The 20,844-nt window shown below is 53.9% G+C and carries 16 protein-coding genes; 7 read left to right on the top strand and 9 right to left on the bottom strand.

What is annotated here, in order from left to right:
* Positions 1–54: 54 nt before the first annotated feature.
* Positions 55–825, bottom strand: a complete 771-nt coding sequence (locus AC2FAK_RS02135) for an ABC transporter permease (protein WP_013095617.1) — start codon at positions 823–825, stop codon at positions 55–57.
* Complete coding sequence (locus AC2FAK_RS02130; RefSeq protein WP_013095616.1) at positions 822–1,748, bottom strand: ABC transporter ATP-binding protein; 927 nt, start codon at positions 1,746–1,748, stop codon at positions 822–824. Before AC2FAK_RS02130 ends, AC2FAK_RS02135 begins: the two co-directional genes overlap by 4 nt.
* A 107-nt stretch (positions 1,749–1,855) precedes the next feature.
* Here AC2FAK_RS02130 and can point away from each other — a divergent pair, with 107 nt between their 5' ends.
* Positions 1,856–2,518 carry a carbonate dehydratase gene (gene can / locus AC2FAK_RS02125; RefSeq protein WP_013095615.1) on the top strand — a complete coding sequence of 221 codons (663 nt, stop codon included), beginning with the start codon at positions 1,856–1,858 and terminating at the stop codon, positions 2,516–2,518.
* 59 nt (positions 2,519–2,577) lie between these two features.
* Here can and hpt read toward each other — a convergent pair whose 3' ends face one another.
* A complete protein-coding gene (hpt, locus tag AC2FAK_RS02120) occupies positions 2,578–3,114 on the bottom strand; it encodes a hypoxanthine phosphoribosyltransferase (protein WP_013095614.1) in 537 nt (178 codons plus the stop codon).
* Positions 3,115–3,322: 208 nt separating this feature from the next.
* On the opposite strand from hpt, the gene AC2FAK_RS02115 reads away from it, so the two are divergent.
* A complete protein-coding gene (locus tag AC2FAK_RS02115; protein WP_013095613.1) occupies positions 3,323–5,713 on the top strand; it encodes a glucose/quinate/shikimate family membrane-bound PQQ-dependent dehydrogenase in 2,391 nt (796 codons plus the stop codon).
* Positions 5,714–5,845: 132 nt separating this feature from the next.
* Here AC2FAK_RS02115 and cueO read toward each other — a convergent pair whose 3' ends face one another.
* Positions 5,846–7,405 (bottom strand): multicopper oxidase CueO, encoded by a 1,560-nt coding sequence (gene cueO / locus AC2FAK_RS02110; protein WP_095455347.1) that lies wholly within the window; start codon positions 7,403–7,405, stop codon positions 5,846–5,848.
* A gap of 145 nt (positions 7,406–7,550) precedes the next feature.
* Between cueO and AC2FAK_RS02105 the strand changes: the two genes are divergently transcribed.
* From AC2FAK_RS02105 to speD, 3 genes are all read left to right on the top strand, one after another.
* Positions 7,551–7,898: a YacC family pilotin-like protein gene (locus AC2FAK_RS02105; protein ID WP_014830675.1), complete on the top strand. Its 348-nt coding sequence runs from the start codon at positions 7,551–7,553 to the stop codon at positions 7,896–7,898.
* A 113-nt stretch (positions 7,899–8,011) separates the two neighbouring features.
* Positions 8,012–8,881 (top strand): polyamine aminopropyltransferase, encoded by an 870-nt coding sequence (gene speE, locus AC2FAK_RS02100; RefSeq protein ID WP_013095610.1) that lies wholly within the window; start codon positions 8,012–8,014, stop codon positions 8,879–8,881.
* Positions 8,882–9,676, top strand: coding sequence for an adenosylmethionine decarboxylase (speD, locus tag AC2FAK_RS02095; protein WP_095455348.1), 795 nt, complete (start codon positions 8,882–8,884; stop codon positions 9,674–9,676).
* A gap of 31 nt (positions 9,677–9,707) precedes the next feature.
* Here speD and yacL read toward each other — a convergent pair whose 3' ends face one another.
* Entirely contained in the window at positions 9,708–10,070 is a 363-nt protein-coding gene (gene yacL, locus AC2FAK_RS02090; RefSeq protein ID WP_023620926.1) for a protein YacL, read from the bottom strand.
* Positions 10,071–10,259: 189 nt separating this feature from the next.
* Entirely contained in the window at positions 10,260–12,857 is a 2,598-nt protein-coding gene (acnB, locus tag AC2FAK_RS02085; protein WP_013095602.1) for a bifunctional aconitate hydratase 2/2-methylisocitrate dehydratase, read from the bottom strand.
* 420 nt (positions 12,858–13,277) lie between these two features.
* Between acnB and AC2FAK_RS02080 the strand changes: the two genes are divergently transcribed.
* On the top strand, positions 13,278–14,822 hold the full coding sequence (locus AC2FAK_RS02080) for a DUF3300 domain-containing protein (protein ID WP_095455349.1): 1,545 nt from the start codon (positions 13,278–13,280) through the stop codon (positions 14,820–14,822).
* A gap of 10 nt (positions 14,823–14,832) precedes the next feature.
* Entirely contained in the window at positions 14,833–15,624 is a 792-nt protein-coding gene (locus AC2FAK_RS02075; RefSeq protein ID WP_095455350.1) for a DUF2950 family protein, read from the top strand.
* An 84-nt stretch (positions 15,625–15,708) separates the two neighbouring features.
* Here the strand turns inward: AC2FAK_RS02075 and AC2FAK_RS02070 are convergent, their stop codons facing one another.
* The 3 genes from AC2FAK_RS02070 to aceF all read right to left on the bottom strand — a co-directional run bounded on the left by AC2FAK_RS02070 (position 15,709) and on the right by aceF (position 20,838).
* On the bottom strand, positions 15,709–17,106 hold the full coding sequence (locus tag AC2FAK_RS02070) for an RCC1 domain-containing protein (RefSeq protein WP_231501508.1): 1,398 nt from the start codon (positions 17,104–17,106) through the stop codon (positions 15,709–15,711).
* Between the two features lie 217 nt (positions 17,107–17,323).
* A complete protein-coding gene (gene lpdA / locus AC2FAK_RS02065; protein WP_014830669.1) occupies positions 17,324–18,748 on the bottom strand; it encodes a dihydrolipoyl dehydrogenase in 1,425 nt (474 codons plus the stop codon).
* A gap of 197 nt (positions 18,749–18,945) precedes the next feature.
* Positions 18,946–20,838 carry a pyruvate dehydrogenase complex dihydrolipoyllysine-residue acetyltransferase gene (gene aceF, locus AC2FAK_RS02060; protein WP_095455351.1) on the bottom strand — a complete coding sequence of 631 codons (1,893 nt, stop codon included), beginning with the start codon at positions 20,836–20,838 and terminating at the stop codon, positions 18,946–18,948.
* Positions 20,839–20,844 lie beyond the last annotated feature (6 nt).

Raw genomic sequence — 20,844 nt, 5'->3', positions numbered from 1 at the left:
GGTGATAACAGTCAAAGAAAAGGCCCGGCAACCCGAAAGTCACCGGGCGGAAGGTTAGCTGCGCAGTCCGCGTCCGCGCTGGATTAAGTACCAGCACAGCAGGTAGAAGGCGACGATAAACACCACCAGCACCGCAACGGTAGTGAACAGTGGTACGTCAGTAATGCCGAGGAAGCCGAAGCGGAAACCGCTGATCATGTAGACAATCGGGTTCAGGTGCGACAACGCCTGCCAGAACGGCGGCAGCAGCGTCAGGGAATAAAACACCCCACCCAGATAGGTCAGCGGCGTCAGCACAAAGGTCGGGATCAGGCTGATATCGTCAAACGTTTTGGCAAACACCGCGTTCAGCAGACCGGCAAGCGAAAACAGGATCGCCGTCAACAGCAGCGTCAGCCCCACGAACAGCCAGGAGTGCACCTGGAACGGCACGAAGAACAAGGAGATAGCCGTCACCAGGATCCCGACGCACAGGCCGCGCGCCACACCACCGCCAACGTAACCCGCGATGATTACATGCGTTGGCACCGGTGCCACCAGCAGCTCCTCAATGTTGCGCTGGAACTTAGCGCTAAAGAAAGACGAAGCCACGTTGGCATAGGCGTTGGTGATCACCGCCATCATGATCAAACCCGGAACGATAAACTGCATATAGGTAAAGCCATGCATCTCACCAATGCGGGAACCAATCAGATTACCGAAGATGATGAAATAGAGCGTCATGGTGATCACCGGCGGCACCAGGGTTTGTACCCAGATGCGCATAAAGCGGTTAATCTCTTTCGCCCAGATGCTTTTCAGCGCGACCCAATAAAGATGCGTCATGCCTTGTCTCCTTGTTTATCCTGCACCAGAGAGACAAACAGCTCTTCCAGTCGGTTCGCTTTGTTACGCATACTTAAAACCTGAATGCCCTGGGCACTCAACTGGGAGAAGACGCTGTTAATGCCCTGCTCCCGCAATACTTCCACCTCCAGCGTGGAGGTGTCGACCAGGCGATACTGGTACCCTTCAAGCTTCGGCAGCGCGCTTTTTGCCGCCAGATCCAGAATGAACGTTTCTGATTTGAGCTTCGAGAGCAGATCCTTCATTGAGGTGTTTTCCACCAGCTCGCCGTTCTGAATGATGCCGATGTTGCGGCAAAGCATTTCCGCTTCTTCAAGGTAGTGCGTCGTCAAAATAATGGTGGTGCCTTTGTCGTTGAGATCTTTCAGGAACCCCCACATTGAGCGACGAAGCTCAATATCTACCCCGGCGGTGGGCTCGTCGAGGATCAACAGTTTTGGCTCATGCATCAGCGCACGGGCAATCATCAGACGGCGCTTCATGCCGCCAGACAGCATACGCGCACGTTCGTTACGTTTTTCCCATAGATCAAGCTGCTTCAGGTACTTTTCGCTGCGAGCTAACGCTTCTTTTCGCTCAACGCCGTAGTAGCCCGCCTGGTTGACGACGATCTGCTGCACCGTCTCAAACGGGTTGAAGTTGAACTCCTGCGGTACCAGACCGAGCTGACGTTTGGCGTTGACCACATCTTTTTGCAGATCGTAGCCAAACACGCAGACCCGGCCAGAGGTCTTATTGACCAGCGAGCTGATAATGCCGATGGTCGTCGATTTCCCCGCGCCGTTCGGCCCCAGAAGCGCATAGAAATCCCCCGCTTCTACTTTGAGATCTATCCCGCGTAGCGCCTGAACGCCGCCCGGATAGGTTTTTTTAAGCTGCTCAAGCTCCAGTGCAATCGCCATGAATTAAACTTACCTTAGGTTCTGACACACGTTGTGTGGTTTCATTAAAAGTCGGGTTACCCTATAGTAGCGCAACGCAATCACTTGGTTACAGGTCGCTAACCTCCATGAACAACATAGATACACTCATCAGCAACAATGCACTATGGTCAAAAATGCTGGTGGAGGAAGACCCCGGTTTTTTTGGAAAGCTCGCGCAAGCGCAGAATCCACGCTTTCTCTGGATTGGATGTTCCGACAGCCGTGTTCCGGCTGAGCGACTGACGGGCCTTGAGCCCGGCGAACTGTTTGTTCACCGTAACGTTGCCAACCTGGTGATTCATACCGATCTCAACTGCCTGTCTGTCGTTCAGTACGCCGTAGACGTCCTTGAGGTCGAGCACATCATTATTTGCGGTCACTACGGCTGCGGCGGTGTGCAGGCCGCTGTGGAAAACCCGGAACTGGGGCTCATCGATAACTGGCTGCTGCACATCCGCGATATCTGGTTCAAACATAGCTCACTGCTGGGTGAAATGCCGCAGGAGCGCCGGATGGACACGCTGTGTGAACTGAACGTGATGGAGCAGGTGTATAACCTGGGTCATTCAACGATCATGCAGTCAGCGTGGAAGCGCGGTCAGAAGGTCTCTATCCACGGCTGGGCGTACGGCATTCACGACGGCCTGCTGCGCAATCTGGAAGTGACCGCCACCAACCGCGAAACGCTGGAGCAGCGTTACCGTTCGGGCATTGCCAACCTCAAGCTTAAGCATGTGAACCATAAATAAAGCGGGGATTTTCTCCCTCTCCCTGTGGGAGAGGGCTGGGGTGAGGGCACCAGGCCGCACTACTCGTCCAGAAGCACAACCTTCCCAACATAAGGCAGATGGCGGTAACGCTGCGCGTAGTCAATACCGTAACCGACGACGAACTCGTCCGGAATAGAGAAACCAACAAACTCCACCGGTACCTGCACTTCACGGCGGTCTGGTTTATCCAGCAGAGTACAGATGGCCAAGGATTTCGGCTCACGCAGGCTCAGGATCTCGCGCACTTTAGAAAGTGTGTTACCGGAGTCGATGATGTCTTCGACGATCAACACATCTTTGCCACGAATATCTTCATCCAGATCTTTCAGGATTTTCACATCACGGGTTGTGGACATGCCGCTGCCGTAGCTGGAGGCGGTCATAAAATCGACCTCATGTGACACCTGCACTTCACGGCACAGGTCTGCCATGAACATGAAAGAGCCACGCAACAGACCAACCAGCACCATTTCGCTGCCGCTGTCCTTGTAATGTTCGGTGATTTGACGACCCAGTTCGGCGATACGCGCTTTGATCTCGGCTTCCGGGATCATCACTTCAACAGTATGTTTCATATTACTAACCATATGATTTTAATGAAAATCTCTCAATGCGGATGAGTGTTATTCCGGCATCGATACGCAAGCCAGCCATTATATCAGCAAATGGCTAAGCCTGGCGTATGAGTTATAAAAAGCAAATATTGTGATTCCGATCACACTTGTTAATACCTATAATTAGTTGCTAGCAAATTATTAACAAAAACTGACGAGTACACTTTCTATGGCTGAAACAAACTCTAAACAGCCGCGTCTACTGGTGACACTAACAGCGTTATTCGCCGCCTTCTGCGGCCTGTACCTGTTAATCGGTGGCGTCTGGCTGGTCGCAATTGGCGGCTCCTGGTACTACCCCATTGCGGGCCTGGTTATGCTTGGCGTAACTGTTCTGCTCTGGCGTAGAAAACAATCCGCACTGTGGCTTTATGCGGCATTACTCCTCGCAACCATGATCTGGGGCGTCTGGGAAGTCGGGTTCGACTTCTGGGCACTGACGCCACGCAGCGACATTCTGGTCTTCTTCGGTATCTGGCTGATCCTGCCGTTCGTCTGGCGTCGCCTGATTGTACCTTCCAGCGGTGCCGTTGCGGCGCTGCTTGTCGCTCTGCTAATCAGTGGCGGTATCCTGACCTGGGCCGGCTTTAACGACCCGCAGGAGATCAACGGTACGCTGAATGCAGAATCCACCCCTGCGGCGGCTATCTCGCAGGTGGCTGACGGCGACTGGCCAGCGTATGGCCGTAACCAGGAAGGTCAGCGCTACTCCCCGCTGAAGCAGATCAACGCGGACAACGTGAAAAACCTGAAAGAAGCCTGGGTATTCCGTACCGGCGATCTGAAGATGCCAAACGATCCGGGTGAACTGACCAACGAAGTGACGCCAATTAAAGTGGGCAACATGCTTTATCTGTGTACGGCGCACCAGCGCCTGTTCGCGCTCGACGCGGCCACCGGTAAAGAGAAATGGCACTTCGATCCGCAGCTGAACTCCAACCCGTCGTTCCAGCACATCACCTGCCGCGGTGTCTCTTACCACGAAGCGCGTGCGGATAATGCCAGCCCGGACGTCATTGCCGACTGTCCTCGCCGCATTATGCTGCCGGTGAACGATGGCCGCCTGTTCGCGATTAACGCCGAAACGGGCAAGCTGTGCGAAACCTTCGCCAACAAAGGTATCCTGAACCTGCAGACCAACATGCCGGACACCACGCCGGGTCTGTATGAACCCACCTCACCGCCAATTATCACTGATAAAACCATCGTGATTGCTGGTTCGGTGACGGATAACTTCTCCACCCGCGAAACCTCTGGCGTTATCCGTGGTTTCGACGTGAATACCGGTAAACTGCTATGGGCCTTCGATCCGGGCGCGAAAGATCCTAACGCGATCCCGTCTGATGAACACACCTTTACCTTCAACTCGCCAAACTCCTGGGCACCGGCTGCGTATGATGCGAAGCTGGATCTGGTCTACTTGCCAATGGGCGTGACCACGCCTGATATCTGGGGCGGTAACCGTACCCCTGAGCAGGAACGTTATGCCAGCTCCATTCTGGCGCTGAACGCGACCACCGGTAAACTGGCGTGGAGCTACCAGACCGTACACCACGATCTGTGGGATATGGATATGCCGTCCCAGCCAACGCTGGCAGACATTACCGTTAACGGCAAAACCGTTCCGGTGATTTATGCTCCGGCGAAAACCGGTAACATCTTCGTACTGGACCGTCGTAACGGCGAGCTGGTTGTGCCTGCACCGGAAAAACCGGTTCCTCAGGGCGCGGCTAAAGGCGATTACGTCACAAAAACGCAGCCGTTCTCCGAACTGAGCTTCCGTCCGAAGAAAGACCTCAGCGGCGCAGACATGTGGGGTGCCACCATGTTTGACCAGCTGGTGTGCCGCGTAATGTTCCATCAGCTGCGCTATGAAGGCATCTTTACCCCGCCTTCTGAGCAGGGCACGCTGGTCTTCCCGGGTAACCTTGGGATGTTCGAATGGGGCGGGATCTCCGTTGACCCTAACCGCCAGGTAGCGATCGCCAACCCGATGGCGCTGCCGTTTGTCTCTAAACTGATCCCACGTGGTCCGGGTAACCCGATGGAGCAGCCGAAAGACGCGAAAGGCAGCGGTACCGAAGCCGGTATTCAGCCGCAGTACGGCGTACCGTTTGGCGTGACCCTGAATCCGTTCCTGTCTCCGTTTGGTCTGCCGTGTAAACAGCCTGCCTGGGGATATATCTCCGGTCTGGATCTGAAAACCAACCAGATCGTGTGGAAAAAACGTATTGGTACCCCGCAGGACAGCATGCCGTTCCCGATGCCGGTTCCGGTGCCGTTCAACATGGGTATGCCAATGCTGGGTGGCCCAATTTCCACCGCCGGTAACGTGCTGTTCATCGCGGCAACCGCAGATAACTACCTGCGCGCGTACAACATGACCAACGGTGAGAAACTGTGGCAAGGCCGTCTGCCAGCCGGTGGACAGGCAACGCCGATGACCTATGAAGTGAATGGCAAGCAGTACGTTGTCATCTCTGCGGGCGGTCACGGTTCGTTTGGCACGAAGATGGGCGACTATATTGTCGCGTATGCGTTGCCGGATGACGCAAAATAAATGCAAAACGGCAACCTCGGTTGCCGTTTTTTATGTTTGTTCCCTCTCCCACCGGGAGAGGGCCAGGGTGAGGGCATCAGGCCGCACCTGCGAAATGTAGGCCGGGTAAGGCGAAGCCGCCACCCGGCTTTTTTATACGGTAAAACCCAGCATCATCCCCGTATCTTCGTGTTCCAGCAGATGACAGTGCGCCATATAGGCAAACTCCTTCGGCGCCTCGTGGTCAAACTTCACCAGCACCTCGCTGACGCCGCCTTCCACTCTCACTGTATCTTTCCAGCCCGCGCGATGCGCATCCGGCGCTTTGCCGTTCTCTGAAAGAATACGGAACTGGGTGCCGTGAATATGGAACGGATGCAGCATCATGTCGCCTTCGCCTGAAATCACCCAGCGCTCAAACTGCCCTTTTGTAGCAGCAAACATTGGCGTGTTCATATCGAACGCTTTGCCGTTGATCATGTTGGCATTGTGGAAATCAAACCCGTGACCGCCGTGATTCATACCGCCCATCTTGCCGTGATCCATGTTCATATGGCCCATCATCTGCCCGTGGTGCATCCCCGCCATCGCCTGATCGCCATACTTTTTCACCAGCGCCTGCATGCCCATCATGTCGAGCATCGGATCCATGGAGAGCTGCAGCTTACGTTGCGTAAGCCCAGCCAGCGATGGAAGCGCCGGCAGCGTGGTTAAGGTGTCCGGCAGCGTACCGGAGGCGGTGATCTGCAGCGGCTGAATACGTAAAACCGGGTGTGGCTTATCGAATGGCGCAACGGCCATCCCCATCTGGCTGACCGGGAGCGTCACCAGGTCAAATGACTTACCGTCGCTGATGTCCACCAGCACCTCAAAGCGCTCGCCCATCAGCACAGGGAGTTCATTCACTTTGACCGGCTCAGGCAGCAGTCCACCGTCGCTCGCCACGACGTACAGCGGACGATTATCGCTGGTGGCAAAGTTCAGCGAGCGCGCGTTGCATCCGTTGAGCAGACGTAACCGCAGCCAGCCTTTTGGTGCAGCGTGCTGGGGGTAGATCGCGCCATTGGTCAGCAGCGTATCGCCAAACCAGCCTACCGCCGCGGTCATCACATCCAGCTGATAATCAATCTGACCGTCTGTGGAGAATTTTTTGTCCTGCACAATGACCGGCACATCGTCGATACCCCACTGTTTGGGCAGACGCAGCAGGCGACTTTCGTCATCTTCAATCAGCACCAGACCTGCCAGCCCCATGGCCACCTGATGGCCCGTTTTACCATGCTGATGCGGGTGGAACCAGCAGGTCGCCGCCCGCTGCTCGGGGGTAAAGGTCACGGTGCGCTTCCCGCCTGCTTTTATAATCCCTTGCGGGCCGCCGTCAACCTCGCCCGGCACTTCCAGCCCGTGCCAGTGCAGCGTCGTCTCTTCTGCCAGCGTGTTGTGAATATCAACGGTGACGGCTTTTCCTCTGCGCAGTTGCAACGCCGGGCCAAGCACATTGCCGTTATAGCCCCAGGTGGTGGCGTTATATTTGCCAAAGGCCGTTTTACCGGACTGAACCACCAGCTGGATACGGCCACGGGCATCGGCGGTCAATAAATCAGGAATGGGTAAGGCAGGTCTGTCAGCCGCCAGAACCGCGCGACTCCACAGTGGTAATGCGCTGGCAACCCCCAACGCAACGGAATATTTTAGAAATTCACGACGTTGCATATTCATTTCCTTATTTCGTGCAGACGATCTTTTGAGCATAAACCCTCCCCTTACCGGAAGGTCAAGTAACGCGGCAATAATAAAGATCGTCGCACTGGCACCAAATATGCTAACGTTGATTTTCCGTGATGCAGTGGTAGAAGCAATGAAGACGTTTTTCAGGACAATTTTGTTCACCAGCCTGATGGCAATGTGTGCGAACAGCTATGCGCTCAGTGAAAATGAAGCGGAAGATATGGCCGATCTGACGGCGGTTTTTGTATTCCTGAAAAATGATTGTGGCTACCAGAATTTACCCAACGGGCAAATTCGTCGCGCACTGGTCTTTTTTGCCCAGCAGAACCAATGGGACCTCAGCAACTACGACAGCTTCGACATGAAAGCGCTCGGTGAAGACAGTTACCGTGATTTAAGCGGTATTGGCATCCCAACGGCAAAAAAATGCAAAGCGCTGGCCCGCGATTCGCTTAGCCTGCTCGCCTACGTGAAATAACCTTCCCGACGCCTCTTGTTTCGCTGGAACCGTGCAACCACGGTTATAGTTAGCTATCATGTTTCGCTCATTTTTCGTGAGTGTAACGGATGTTAACGAAGAGGAGTCCGCGTATGGCCGACCACACGTTGTGGCATGAAACACTGCATGACCAGTTTGGTCAGTACTTTGCCGTTGATAACGTGCTATATCATGAGAAAACCGATCATCAGGATCTGATCATCTTCGAGAATGCCGCTTTTGGCCGCGTAATGGCGCTGGACGGCGTGGTGCAAACCACCGAGCGAGATGAGTTTATCTATCATGAGATGATGACCCACGTCCCGCTGCTGGCCCATGGCCACGCGAAGCACGTGCTGATTATCGGCGGCGGCGACGGGGCGATGCTGCGCGAAGTATCCCGCCACCAGTCCATTGAAACCATCACCATGGTAGAGATCGACGCGGGCGTGGTCTCATTCTGTCGTCAGTACCTGCCTAACCATAACGCGGGTAGCTACGACGATCCGCGCTTTAAGCTGGTGATTGACGATGGCGTGAACTTCGTCAACCAGACAACTCAGACGTTTGACGTCATTATCTCCGACTGTACCGACCCTATCGGCCCGGGCGCCTCGCTGTTTACCTCATCGTTCTACGAGGGTTGCAAGCGTTGTCTGAACCCTGGCGGTATCTTCGTGGCGCAAAATGGCGTCTGCTTCCTGCAGCAGGATGAAGCGCTCGACAGCCACCGCAAACTGAGCACCTATTTTGGCGATGTTAGCTTCTATCAGGCTGCCATTCCGACCTACTACGGCGGGATCATGACCTTTGCCTGGGCGACGGATAACGACGTCCTGCGTCATCTCTCCACGGAGATTATCCAGGCGCGCTTCCATCAGGCAGGTCTCCAGTGCCGTTACTACAATCCGGCGGTCCATACCGCAGCCTTCGCCTTGCCGCAGTACCTGCAAGATGCACTGTCCTCCCAGGGGGTGAACTAATTGAAAAAGCTTAAACTGCATGGCTTTAACAACCTGACCAAAAGCCTGAGTTTTTGTATTTACGATATCTGCTATGCCAAAACAGCGGAAGAGCGCGATGGCTACATCGCCTATATCGATGAACTCTACAATGCCAACCGTCTGACCGAGATCCTGTCGGAAACCTGCTCTATTATCGGCGCAAATATTCTGAACATCGCCCGCCAGGATTATGAACCTCAGGGCGCCAGCGTGACCATTCTGGTCAGCGAAGAGCCGGTCGATCCTAAGCTTATCGACAAAACCGAGCATCCGGGCCCGCTGCCTGAAGTGGTTGTCGCCCACCTTGATAAAAGCCATATCTGCGTGCACACCTACCCGGAGAGCCACCCGGAAGGCGGCCTGTGTACGTTCCGCGCCGATATCGAAGTATCCACCTGCGGCGTGATCTCCCCGCTAAACGCGCTGAACTATTTAATTCACCAGTTGGAATCCGATATCGTCACCATTGATTATCGTGTGCGTGGTTTTACGCGCGATATCAACGGCATGAAGCACTTTATCGATCACGAGATCAACTCCATTCAGAACTTTATGTCCGAGGACATGAAATCGCTGTACGACATGATGGACGTGAACGTGTATCAGGAGAACATCTTCCACACCAAGATGCTGCTTAAGGAGTTTGACCTTAAGCACTACATGTTCCACACAAAGCCAGAAGATTTAAGCGAAGAAGAGCGTAAGGTCATTACCGACCTGCTCTGGAAAGAGATGCGCGAAATCTACTACGGCCGCAATATTCCGGCCATGTAAGACTCGCACGGAGCAAGGACGCTCCTGTGTGCTATTTCTGTTTCATAAACTCCCGGTACGCCGCCACGACCTGCAGAAAGTCCTCCACGCCACACAGCGACAGGCTCTCTTCGTCGTAGTAACTCATCCCCTCTTCTATCTCGTCACCCGAGAATTCCAGCTGATTGGCCCGCACCATCACCTCTTCGCCATCCATCCACAGCGTGTATTCATGACCCGCACGTTGCCAGGAGCGTTCACTGCCTTTTATCGTATTCGCCGCCTGTTCAACTTCATCAAGAAGCGCTAGATTTTCTTTCACTTCTTCGTTAAACCAGTGTCCAACGGCTTCGTGGCCCATCGACATACGCACTTTCACCACCCCGGTGATGTCGCGCAGAAATTCGTAATCCATAGTGTTTTCCTCTGCAAAGCCATTACGGTAATTATCGCAGCAGAGAGGCAGAAAAAAAGCGTGTGAGGTGGGAGGAATGAAAATAAAAAGGTGAGAGCAAGGCCCTGCGGCCTGATGCCCTCACCCCGGCCCTCTCCCACGGGAGAGGGTGCAAACACTAAAAACCGTCTCGTGGAGACGGTTTTGCTTTTATACCGCCGTCTGGAAGATCACCCCGTCAGCTTTCTCGGTGTACTGAGAGAGCTGGTCGAAGTTCAGATAGCGATAGGTATCCACCGCCGTCTTATCAACCTGAGCAACGAAGGTCTGGTACTCTTCCGGCGTTGGCAGTTTGCCAATCAGCGCCGCAACCGCCGCCAGCTCAGCAGACGCCAGGTAGACGTTCGCACCGGTACCTAAACGGTTCGGGAAGTTACGGGTAGAGGTGGAGACCACCGTCGCACCGTCTGCCACGCGCGCCTGGTTACCCATACACAGGGAACAGCCAGGGATTTCGATGCGCGCACCGCTCTTACCAAACACGCTGTAGTAACCCTCTTCAGTCAGCTGCGCCGCATCCATACGGGTTGGTGGCGCTACCCACAGGCGGGTTGGCAGCTGGCCTTTGTGAGTATCCAGCAGTTTACCGGCAGCACGGAAGTGACCGATATTGGTCATACAGGAACCGATGAACACTTCGTCGATCTTATCGCCCTGCACGTCAGACAGCAGACGCGCATCGTCAGGATCGTTCGGCGCACAGAGAATTGGCTCTTTAATGTCTGCCAGATCGATGTCGATCACCGCCGCATATTCTGCGTCAGCATCGGCTTCCAGCAGCTGCGGATCCGCCAGCCATTTCTCCATCCCCTGAATACGACGCTCCAGCGTACGACGGTCGCCGTAGCCTTCCGCAATCATCCACTTCAGCAGGACGATGTTAGAGTTCAGATACTCAATGATCGGTTCTTTGTTCAGCTTGATGGTACAACCCGCGGCGGAACGCTCTGCAGACGCATCGGTCAGCTCGAATGCCTGCTCAACTTTGAGGTCCGGCAGCCCTTCAATTTCCAGGATGCGGCCAGAGAAGATGTTCTTCTTACCTTTCTTCTCAACGGTCAGCAGGCCCTGTTTGATGGCATACAGCGGGATAGCGTGAACCAGGTCGCGCAGGGTGATACCCGGCTGCATTTTACCTTTGAAGCGCACCAGTACCGATTCCGGCATATCCAGCGGCATCACGCCGGTCGCTGCGGCAAACGCCACCAGACCGGAGCCCGCCGGGAAGGAGATACCAATCGGGAAACGGGTATGCGAGTCACCGCCAGTACCCACGGTATCCGGCAGCAGCATACGGTTCAGCCAGGAGTGGATAACGCCGTCGCCCGGACGCAGAGAGACGCCGCCACGGTTCATGATGAAGTCTGGCAGCGTGTGGTGCGTGGTTACGTCAACCGGCTTCGGATACGCCGCCGTGTGACAGAAGGACTGCATGACCAGATCGGAAGAGAAGCCCAGGCACGCCAGGTCTTTCAGCTCGTCACGGGTCATTGGGCCGGTGGTGTCCTGAGAGCCCACAGAGGTCATCTTCGGCTCGCAGTAAGCGCCAGGACGGATACCGGCCACGCCGCACGCGCGGCCAACCATTTTCTGCGCCAGCGAGAAGCCACGATTGCTTTCTGCTACGTCTTTCGCATGACGGAACACGTCTGAGTGCGGCAGACCCAGCGCTTCACGCGCTTTGGTGGTCAGGCCACGACCGATGATCAGCGGGATACGGCCACCGGCACGCACTTCGTCGATCAGCACGTCGGTTTTCAGCTCGAAGCTCGCCAGCAGCTCGTTGGTGTCGTGGTTACGGACTTCACCTTTATACGGGTAAACGTCAATCACGTCGCCCATGTTCAGGTTAGAGACATCCACTTCGATTGGCAGTGCGCCAGCATCTTCCATGGTGTTGAAGAAGATTGGGGCAATCTTACCGCCAAGGCACAGGCCGCCACCGCGTTTGTTCGGCACATGCGGAATATCGTCACCCATAAACCACAGGACGGAGTTAGTGGCGGATTTACGGGAAGAACCGGTACCGACAACGTCACCGACGTAAGCCAGCGGGAACCCTTTTTTCTGCAACGCTTCGATCTGTTTGATCGGGCCGACAACGCCTGGCTGATCCGGCTCAATGCCTTCACGGGCGTTTTTCAGCATCGCCAGAGCGTGCAGCGGGATATCCGGGCGAGACCATGCATCCGGTGCCGGAGAAAGGTCATCGGTGTTGGTTTCACCGGTGACTTTGAATACGGTAACGGTAATTTTTTCAGCCAGCGCAGGACGGTTCAGGAACCATTCAGCATCGGCCCAGGACTGCATCACCTGCTTCGCATAGACGTTGCCTGCTTTGGCTTTTTCTTCCACATCGTAGAAGTTATCGAACATCAGCAGCGTTGAAGAGAGCGCTTTAGCGGCAATCGGTGCCAGCTTGTCGTTATCCAGCGCGTCAATCAGCGGATGAATGTTATAACCACCCTGCATGGTGCCGAGCAGTTCAATGGCTTTTTCAGGAGTAACCAGTGGGGAGGTGGCTTCGCCTTTGGCGATAGCAGCAAGGAATCCGGCTTTTACGTAGGCAGCTTCATCTACGCCAGGCGGTACGCGGTTGATCAGCAGATCTAACAGGAATTCTTCTTCGCCCTTAGGCGGGTTCTTCAGCAGCTCGACGAGCGCGGCCATTTGGGTTGCATCTAACGGTTTGGGTACAATTCCCTCGGCGGCACGTTCTGCTACGTGCTTACGGTATTCTTCTAGCACGACGGTTCTCCTCGCTCTCATTGTCATATGCGGCGGGCGTTCTCTTCACGCTCCTGTGAGACAGCAGTTTGTAGGGTAAATGCCCGATACCGCGTCGGGCAGCATAGCAGGATTTCTACACAGTGTTAATCCGTTTACAAAAAAGCAACATTAAAAAATTTGCTGAATCGTTAAGCATGGTGTAGAGGGCTGACGGGGGGAATTTTGGCAACTCGCTGCGGTCCGCTCGCAAGAGCGGCCTTCTGAAATCCCAGCGGCTTTTCAGCTATCACATATAATTGTGTAATAAATACTCACACTCTTTATCCGGACGTACCGGCAGTTCCCCAACAAAAGTCAAAACAGTAAAAGGCGAGTGAATAATACTCACGCCAACCGTAACGCCTCACGGCACAGCGCTTGTCTCGTTGGAGTCATTTTATGAAGTTGCCCTTTAAACCACATCTGCTTGTTCTTCTGTGCAGTGCCGGGCTGTTTGCCGCCTCAGGCGTCATGTTTGTCAAAAGTCGGGCGACAGAGCCTCTCGTCCCCGCTCCCGTCGCACAACAACCGGTCCCCCCCGCAGCAGTGCAACCCGCCCCTGTCGTCGCCCCAGCCTATACGGCCGCACAAATCGATCAGTGGGTTGCTCCCATCGCGCTCTATCCGGATGCCCTGCTGTCCCAAATTTTAATGGCCTCGACCTACCCGGCCAACGTCATCCAGGCGGCGCAGTGGTCCAAAGACAACCCTAAAATGGAAGGAGACGCCGCTATCCAGGCCGTTGCAAGCCAGCCCTGGGATCCCAGCGTAAAATCGTTGGTCGCGTTTCCTCAACTGATGTCGCTGATGGGTGAAAACCCGCCGTGGGTACAAAATCTGGGGGATGCGTTTCTCGCGCAACCGAAGGATGTCATGGATTCCGTCCAACGCCTGCGCGCGCTGGCTCAAAAGACCGGCGCCTTACAATCAACGCCTCAGCAGACGGTCACCACCGTGACGAAACCTGCCCCGGTCAAATCGGCCACCAGCGAATCGACGACTTCCACCACGCCTGCCCCGACGGTGATCAAAATTGAATCCGCGGATCCGCAGGTCGTATACGTCCCCACCTATAACCCCAATACCGTTTACGGTACCTGGCCAAACACGGCTTACCCGCCAACCTATCTTCCTCCTTCTCCGGGAGAGCAGTTTACGGATAGTCTGGTCAAAGGCTTAGGCTTCAGCCTGGGCGTGGCGACAACCTACGCCATCTTCAGCAACATCGACTGGGATGATGACGACGACTGGGACCACCATCATGACGATGACTGGAATCACGGCGGCTATAACCGCAACGGTGATAACAATATCAATATCAACGTTGAGAACTTCAATAAAATCAGTGGCCAACGACTGACGGATGCCAACCGCACCTGGCAGCATAACCCGGCATATCGGGAAGGTGTGCCCTACCCCACCAGCCAGCTCAATAACCGCTTCCATTCCACTGACACGGTAACGGGGCTCAGTTCTACGCAGCAAAAACCGATTAACCGCGACAGCCAGCGTCAGGCGGCCCTGAGCCAGATGGAGAAATCGACAGGCAAAACCTTCCCGCAAACCGCGCGTCCGGGAACCAAAGATGCACAGCGCCAGGCTTCAGGCGAACAGCTGAAGCAGATATCCCAGCGCAACAACTACCGTGGCTACGACACCAGACCGCAAACGGCAAAGCGAACCACCTCGCAGCAGCGTGATAATCACCCTGCCGTAACCCAGCGGCAGGAGAAACGGATCGCGCAGCCTGCTCAGCAACGCCATATCCCGCAGCGAACCAGCCAGCCTCGCGCAAATGCCCTGAGCGGCAACGACAGCCGCTCTGCCAACTGGCAAGCCCAGCAGCAGCGTGGTGCGCAAAGCAGACAACTGGCTGCCCGTCATCAGCAGCCGCGTCAGGCCCCTGCCGGACGTGCTGAACACCGTGAATTCCGTCATCGTTAAGGGAGCCAACATGAAAAAGAATCTTGTCTGTGGAATGGTGTTGTTCATGATGTCCGCCGCTGCGATGGCACAGCAATCCTTCAGCACGCCCGCTCAGGCGACCGATGCGCTGGCGCATGCCATCAGTGAGCAGAATGAAACGGCGATGAACAATCTGCTTGGAGAGAACTGGCGCGATTTTCTGCCGCCAGAAGGGGTCGATCCTGAGGCCGTCGATCGTTTCCTGCGCGACTGGAAGGTGCGGCACAACACGGTTATCGATGGTAATACGGCGCATCTGGTCGTCGGAAATAACGACTGGCAGTTGCCCATCCCGGTTGTCAAAACCGCTGCCGGATGGCAATTCGATATCAAGGAGGGCGCCGAGGAGATCCTGACCCGCGAGATCGGGCGTAACGAGCTTGCCGCCATCGAAGCATTACATGCCTATGTGGATGCCCAGCAGAGCTATTTCGCCATGAATCAAAAATACGCGCAGAAAATTGTCAGCTCTGAAGGGAAAAAAGATGGTCTCTACTGGCCCGTTTCTCCGGGTGAAGCCCCCAGCCCGCTGGGGCCGGCCTTCAGCCCCAAAGAGCCCGGTGCAGGCTATCACGGCTATCGGTTCCGTATCCTGCCTGATGAGAAAGGCTTTGCGATGGTGGCGTGGCCCGTCAGCTATGGCCAGACAGGCGTCATGAGCTTTGTGATAAACCAGGATGACAAAGTGTACCAGGCCGATCTCGGCAATGACTCTGAGCAGAAAGCCCGGGCGTTAACTACCTATAATTCGGATAAAACCTGGCAGCCTGTGGCTCCATAACTTCCAGTTGGTACTTGGCTTGTGAGCCAAAAGATTAAAAGTTTGAATGGCCGGGTAAGATCACCTTACCCGGCATAAAGGCATTTAGTTAAAGCTATAGGTTACCTGTCCCTGTATATCTGCAGGCATCTTTGTAAACGATGGAGAATCCTCTGCACCCCATTCAAAAATATGACCGTCATCTCTTAGCGCGCATAAACTGTATCCGCTTGCGTAGATTGCGCGGATATTATACAGCTCATCTTTTACTGAGGTTGTATCCCCACCTCCAGGCATTCCCCAAGCAACAACGGTGCCGTCACGGCGGAGTGCTGCAAACGAATCACATGATGCAGTCAGGGAAACAACATCAGATAAATCCTCCGGCATTTTTATATCGTATATTAATACTTCACCCCAACAATAAACTTTACCTTCAGATGTTAAAAAAGCATAACTGCCGTTTACAGCCCCTTGGACATCAATGATATTTGTCAGATTTGCAATATCTTGAGGCATTTCACGCAGGTGTATGCCATATCCCCAAAAAACAACACTACCATTCTTTCTTAAAGCAATAAATGAATGGCTAGTAGTATGTATTGAGGCAATATCGGTTAAGCTGGCAATACTTTCTGGAATTTGGCCACCATAATAAGTGTTACCCCATGCAAAAATGCTTCCAGACTTTCTCAACGCAACGAAAGCCCCTTTATTAGCATAAAGTGTAGCAACATCATTAACACTCTTTAAGTGCTCCGGAAGTTCACCACCATAAGACGCTTGCCCCCATGTTACAATATGACCACTCGATGTTATTGCAGCAAAGGCATATTCATTGGTTTGTATAGCAACTAAATCTTTGCGCTCTGCAATGTCCTGTGGGAAATCATCATGAGACATGCCATCGGTCCACTGGACGACCTGATTATTTGCTCTTAATGCCAGATAGGTATAATTTCCATTATCATCACCATATTGAGCAACTTTAATATCAACAATATCATTCAGTACGGCAACATTATCGGGTAACGGATTATTGTCATCAACGGACCAGGTAAACACCTGTCCATTGGCATTAACGGCCGCCGAAGCATCCACTCCACCGTAAATAGCATTGACGTTATGATTGCGATCGCTTGTAGGAGAAGTTCCACCACACGTTGGCGTTCCCCACGCAACTACCGTTCCGTCATTTTTGATTACGGCTAAAGCAAAGCCTGCTCCACCAAAATTACTGATATTGATAATTTCCCCCTGCCGATATACATCAGAAACTGCAAGCAGGCGTTTGTTCGGTCGTGTATCGGTAAAAATAGTACCGGTGAAACGAACCGTGGGTTCATCTTCATAACTCCAGTCAACGCTTACAGGCTGTAATGTCTCCTGATCAAGCGCAACCAGTTTATGAACAGCGTTTTTCATATAACCTTGCCCGCATTGCGTTCTGGCCCCCATTATTCGTAACGTTTTATTTCCAGACGCTACTTGTTTATTGTCCATGCTCGATTCTTCTCTTTGTTCCATTAATTAAAAGAGAGTATTCACGATATAAAATAGCCAGCGCAAGAATAATAACCATCCGGAACAGGACATTAATATTAAATGATATTTTGAAATTAAATCCGTTAAAATTCTCAAGCATAATAAAAAAGCCCCTACTCATCAGCAACCTGACTTTCGGGGCTTCATTTAGTTGGAACAACTAAAGAATGCTATATTACTTCTTCTTCGCTTTCGCGTTTGGCAGGTCGGTGATGCTACCTTCAAACACTTCTGCCGCCAGGCCCACGGACTCGTGCAGAGTTGGGTGAGCGTGGATGGTCAGCGCGATGTCTTCCGCGTCGCAACCCATTTCGATCGCCAGACCGATTTCACCCAGAAGCTCGCCGCCGTTGGTACCGACAATCGCACCACCGATAACGCGGTGAGTCTCTTTGTCGAAGATCAGTTTGGTCATACCGTCTGCGCAGTCGGAAGCGATAGCACGGCCAGAAGCAGCCCACGGGAAGGTGGCGGTTTCGTAGCTGATGCCTTTCTCTTTCGCTTCTTTCTCGGTCAGACCGACCCATGCCACTTCTGGCTCGGTGTACGCGATAGATGGGATCACTTTCGGATCGAAGTAGTGTTTCATGCCGGCGATAACTTCAGCGGCAACGTGACCTTCGTGAACACCTTTGTGCGCCAGCATTGGCTGACCGACGATATCGCCGATAGCAAAGATGTGCGGCACGTTAGTGCGCAGTTGTTTGTCAACGCGGATGAAGCCACGGTCGTCCACTTCCACGCCAGCTTTACCTGCGTCGAGGTTCTTACCGTTCGGCACACGGCCGATCGCCACCAGCACGGCGTCGTAACGCTGTGGTTCGGATGGCGCTTTTTTACCTTCCATGGAAACGTAAATACCGTCTTCTTTCGCTTCAACGGCAGTCACTTTGGTTTCCAGCATCAGGTTGAATTTCTTGCTGATACGCTTGGTGAAGACTTTAACGATGTCTTTATCCGCAGCCGGGATAACCTGGTCGAACATTTCAACCACGTCAATGTCTGAACCCAGCGCATGGTACACGGTACCCATTTCCAGACCGATGATACCGCCGCCCATAACCAGCAGACGTTTTGGAACGGTTTTCAGTTCCAGGGCATCGGTGGAATCCCACACGCGTGGATCTTCATGTGGAATGAATGGCAGTTCGATTGGACGAGAGCCCGCCGCGATGATCGCGTTGTCGAAGTTGATTACGGTTTTGCCGTTTTCGCCTTCCACTTCAAGGGTGTTCGCGCCGGTGAATTTACCCAGACCGTTAACCACTTTCACTTTACGGCCTTTCGCCATGCCAGCCAGACCTCCGGTCAGCTGAGTGATAACTTTCTCTTTCCAGGTACGGATTTTATCGATATCGGTTTTCGGCTCGCCGAAGACGATACCGTGTTCAGCCAGCGCTTTGGCTTCTTCGATAACTTTCGCTACGTGCAGCAGCGCTTTAGAAGGGATACAACCTACGTTCAGACAAACACCACCAAGGGTGTTGTAACGTTCTACGATGACGGTTTCCAGACCTAAATCAGCGCAACGGAAGGCTGCAGAGTAACCTGCGGGACCTGCCCCAAGTACCACGACCTGAGTTTTGATTTCAGTACTCATCATGACCTCTTATTGATTTCCGGCGGTCCAGGTACTTGTCGCCCTTCATCCACCGGGACGTTCTATCCGCCCGCAGTTTACAAAATTGTTAACAATTTTGAAACAACAAACGGCTCACGAATTGTCGCTTTCGCCAATAACCTCACAAACCACATGAGATTAACAGAAAAAAGCCGGCCGACTGGCCGGCTTTTCACTTACATCACCAGGCGGCGAATGTCGCTCAGCATGTTGTTGATGATGGTGATGAAACGCGCACCATCAGCACCGTCGATCACGCGGTGGTCGAAGGACAGAGAGATTGGCATCATCAGACGCGGCACGAACTCTTTGCCATTCCACACCGGCTCCATCGCGGACTTGGACACACCGAGGATAGCCACTTCCGGCGCGTTAACAATCGGTGCGAAGTGGGTAGTACCCAGGCCGCCGATGCTGGAGATAGTGAAGCAGCCGCCCTGCATTTCGCCGGCAGTCAGCTTACCATCACGCGCTTTTTTGGAGATGGTGGTCAGTTCACGGGACAGCTCAGTGATGCTCTTCTTGTTCACGTCTTTGAAGACCGGAACAACCAGACCATTTGGCGTATCAACCGCAACACCGATGTTGATGTATTTCTTCAGCGTCAGCTTCTGGCCATCTTCGGACAGGGAGCTGTTGAAGCGTGGCATCTGCTCCAGGGCAGCGGCAACGGCTTTCATGATGAAGACCACTGGGGTGAATTTCACGTCCAGTTTACGCTTCTCAGCTTCGGCGTTCTGCTGTTTACGGAACGCTTCCAGATCGGTGATATCGGTTTTGTCGAAGTGCGTAACGTGCGGGATCATGACCCAGTTACGGCTCAGGTTAGCACCAGAGATTTTCTGGATGCGGCCCAGTTCCACTTCTTCAATTTCGCCGAACTTGCTGAAGTCCACCTTCGGCCATGGCAGCATGCCCGGGATACCGCCGCCTGCGGCTGCAGCTGGTGCAGCTTCAGCGCGTTTCACCGCGTCTTTTACATAAGCCTGAACGTCTTCGCGCAGGATACGACCTTTACGGCCAGTCCCTTTCACTTTCGCCAGGTTCACGCCGAATTCGCGCGCCAGGCGACGAATCAGCGGGGTCGCGTGGACGTAAGCGTCGTTTTCAGCGAACTCAGATTTGCTTTCCGCTTTTGCAGCAGGTGCCGCTGGTTTAGCAGCCTGAGCCGGTGCAGCAGCCGGTGCTGGAGCAGCCGCGGCAGCCGGAGCGGCAGCAGGCGCAGCGCCTTCCACTTCGAAGACCATGATCAGAGAACCGGTAGAGACTTTGTCGCCGGTGCTGATTTTGATCTCTTTAACGGTACCCGCGAACGGCGCAGGCACTTCCATAGAGGCTTTGTCGCCTTCAACGGTGATCAGTGACTGTTCAGCGGCAACTTTGTCGCCCACTTTCACCATCACTTCGGTCACTTCGACTTCGTCACCGCCGATGTCAGGAACGTTAACGTCTTTCACGCCGCCTGCTGCTGGTGCAGCCGCTGGAGCCGGAGCAGCAGCCTGAGCTGGCACAGCGGCAGGTGCAGCACCCGCCACTTCGAAGATCATGATCAGAGAGCCGGTAGATACTTTGTCACCGGTGTTGATCTTGATCTCTTTAACGGTGCCCGCGAACGGCGCCGGCACTTCCATAGACGCTTTATCGCCTTCTACGGTGATCAGAGACTGCTCAGCCGCAACGGTATCGCCCACTTTCACCAGGATTTCAGTGACTTCAACTTCGTCACCACCGATGTCAGGCACGTTAACTTCTTTCGCTGCCGCGGCAGCTGCTGGAGCAGCGGCGGCCGGAGCTTCTTTCTTCTCTTCCTGCGCAGGTGCAGCAGCTGCTGCACCGTCGGCGGAATCGAAAATCATGATCAGTTTGCCAGTCTCGGTTTTATCGCCAACAGAGACTTTGATCTCTTTAACGATGCCAGCCTGAGGAGACGGGACTTCCATAGAGGCTTTGTCGCCTTCTACGGTGATCAGCGACTGTTCAGCTTCAACTTTGTCGCCTACTTTGACCAGGATCTCGGTGATTTCAACTTCATCAGCCCCGATGTCCGGTACATTGATTTCGATAGCCATTATTTT

Source organism: Enterobacter cloacae complex sp. 394F7 (assembly GCF_057320385.1).
The sequence above is the reverse complement of the archived record's forward strand: the minus strand, read 5'-3'. Positions and strand labels throughout refer to the sequence as shown.

Bases quoted from the DNA above. Each gene is read 5' to 3' on its own strand.
- AC2FAK_RS02080 (WP_095455349.1), top strand. From the start codon at position 13,278: ATGAAGTTGCCCTTTAAACCACATCTGCTTGTTCTTCTGTGCAGTGCC.
- AC2FAK_RS02075 (WP_095455350.1), top strand. From the start codon at position 14,833: ATGAAAAAGAATCTTGTCTGTGGAATGGTGTTGTTCATGATGTCCGCC.
- AC2FAK_RS02105 (WP_014830675.1), top strand. From the start codon at position 7,551: ATGAAGACGTTTTTCAGGACAATTTTGTTCACCAGCCTGATGGCAATG.
- lpdA (WP_014830669.1), bottom strand. From the start codon at position 18,748: ATGAGTACTGAAATCAAAACTCAGGTCGTGGTACTTGGGGCAGGTCCC.
- AC2FAK_RS02115 (WP_013095613.1), top strand. From the start codon at position 3,323: ATGGCTGAAACAAACTCTAAACAGCCGCGTCTACTGGTGACACTAACA.
- cueO (WP_095455347.1), bottom strand. From the start codon at position 7,405: ATGCAACGTCGTGAATTTCTAAAATATTCCGTTGCGTTGGGGGTTGCC.
- hpt (WP_013095614.1), bottom strand. From the start codon at position 3,114: ATGAAACATACTGTTGAAGTGATGATCCCGGAAGCCGAGATCAAAGCG.
- yacL (WP_023620926.1), bottom strand. From the start codon at position 10,070: ATGGATTACGAATTTCTGCGCGACATCACCGGGGTGGTGAAAGTGCGT.
- AC2FAK_RS02070 (WP_231501508.1), bottom strand. From the start codon at position 17,106: ATGGACAATAAACAAGTAGCGTCTGGAAATAAAACGTTACGAATAATG.
- aceF (WP_095455351.1), bottom strand. From the start codon at position 20,838: ATGGCTATCGAAATCAATGTACCGGACATCGGGGCTGATGAAGTTGAA.
- AC2FAK_RS02130 (WP_013095616.1), bottom strand. From the start codon at position 1,748: ATGGCGATTGCACTGGAGCTTGAGCAGCTTAAAAAAACCTATCCGGGC.
- AC2FAK_RS02135 (WP_013095617.1), bottom strand. From the start codon at position 825: ATGACGCATCTTTATTGGGTCGCGCTGAAAAGCATCTGGGCGAAAGAG.
- speE (WP_013095610.1), top strand. From the start codon at position 8,012: ATGGCCGACCACACGTTGTGGCATGAAACACTGCATGACCAGTTTGGT.
- can (WP_013095615.1), top strand. From the start codon at position 1,856: ATGAACAACATAGATACACTCATCAGCAACAATGCACTATGGTCAAAA.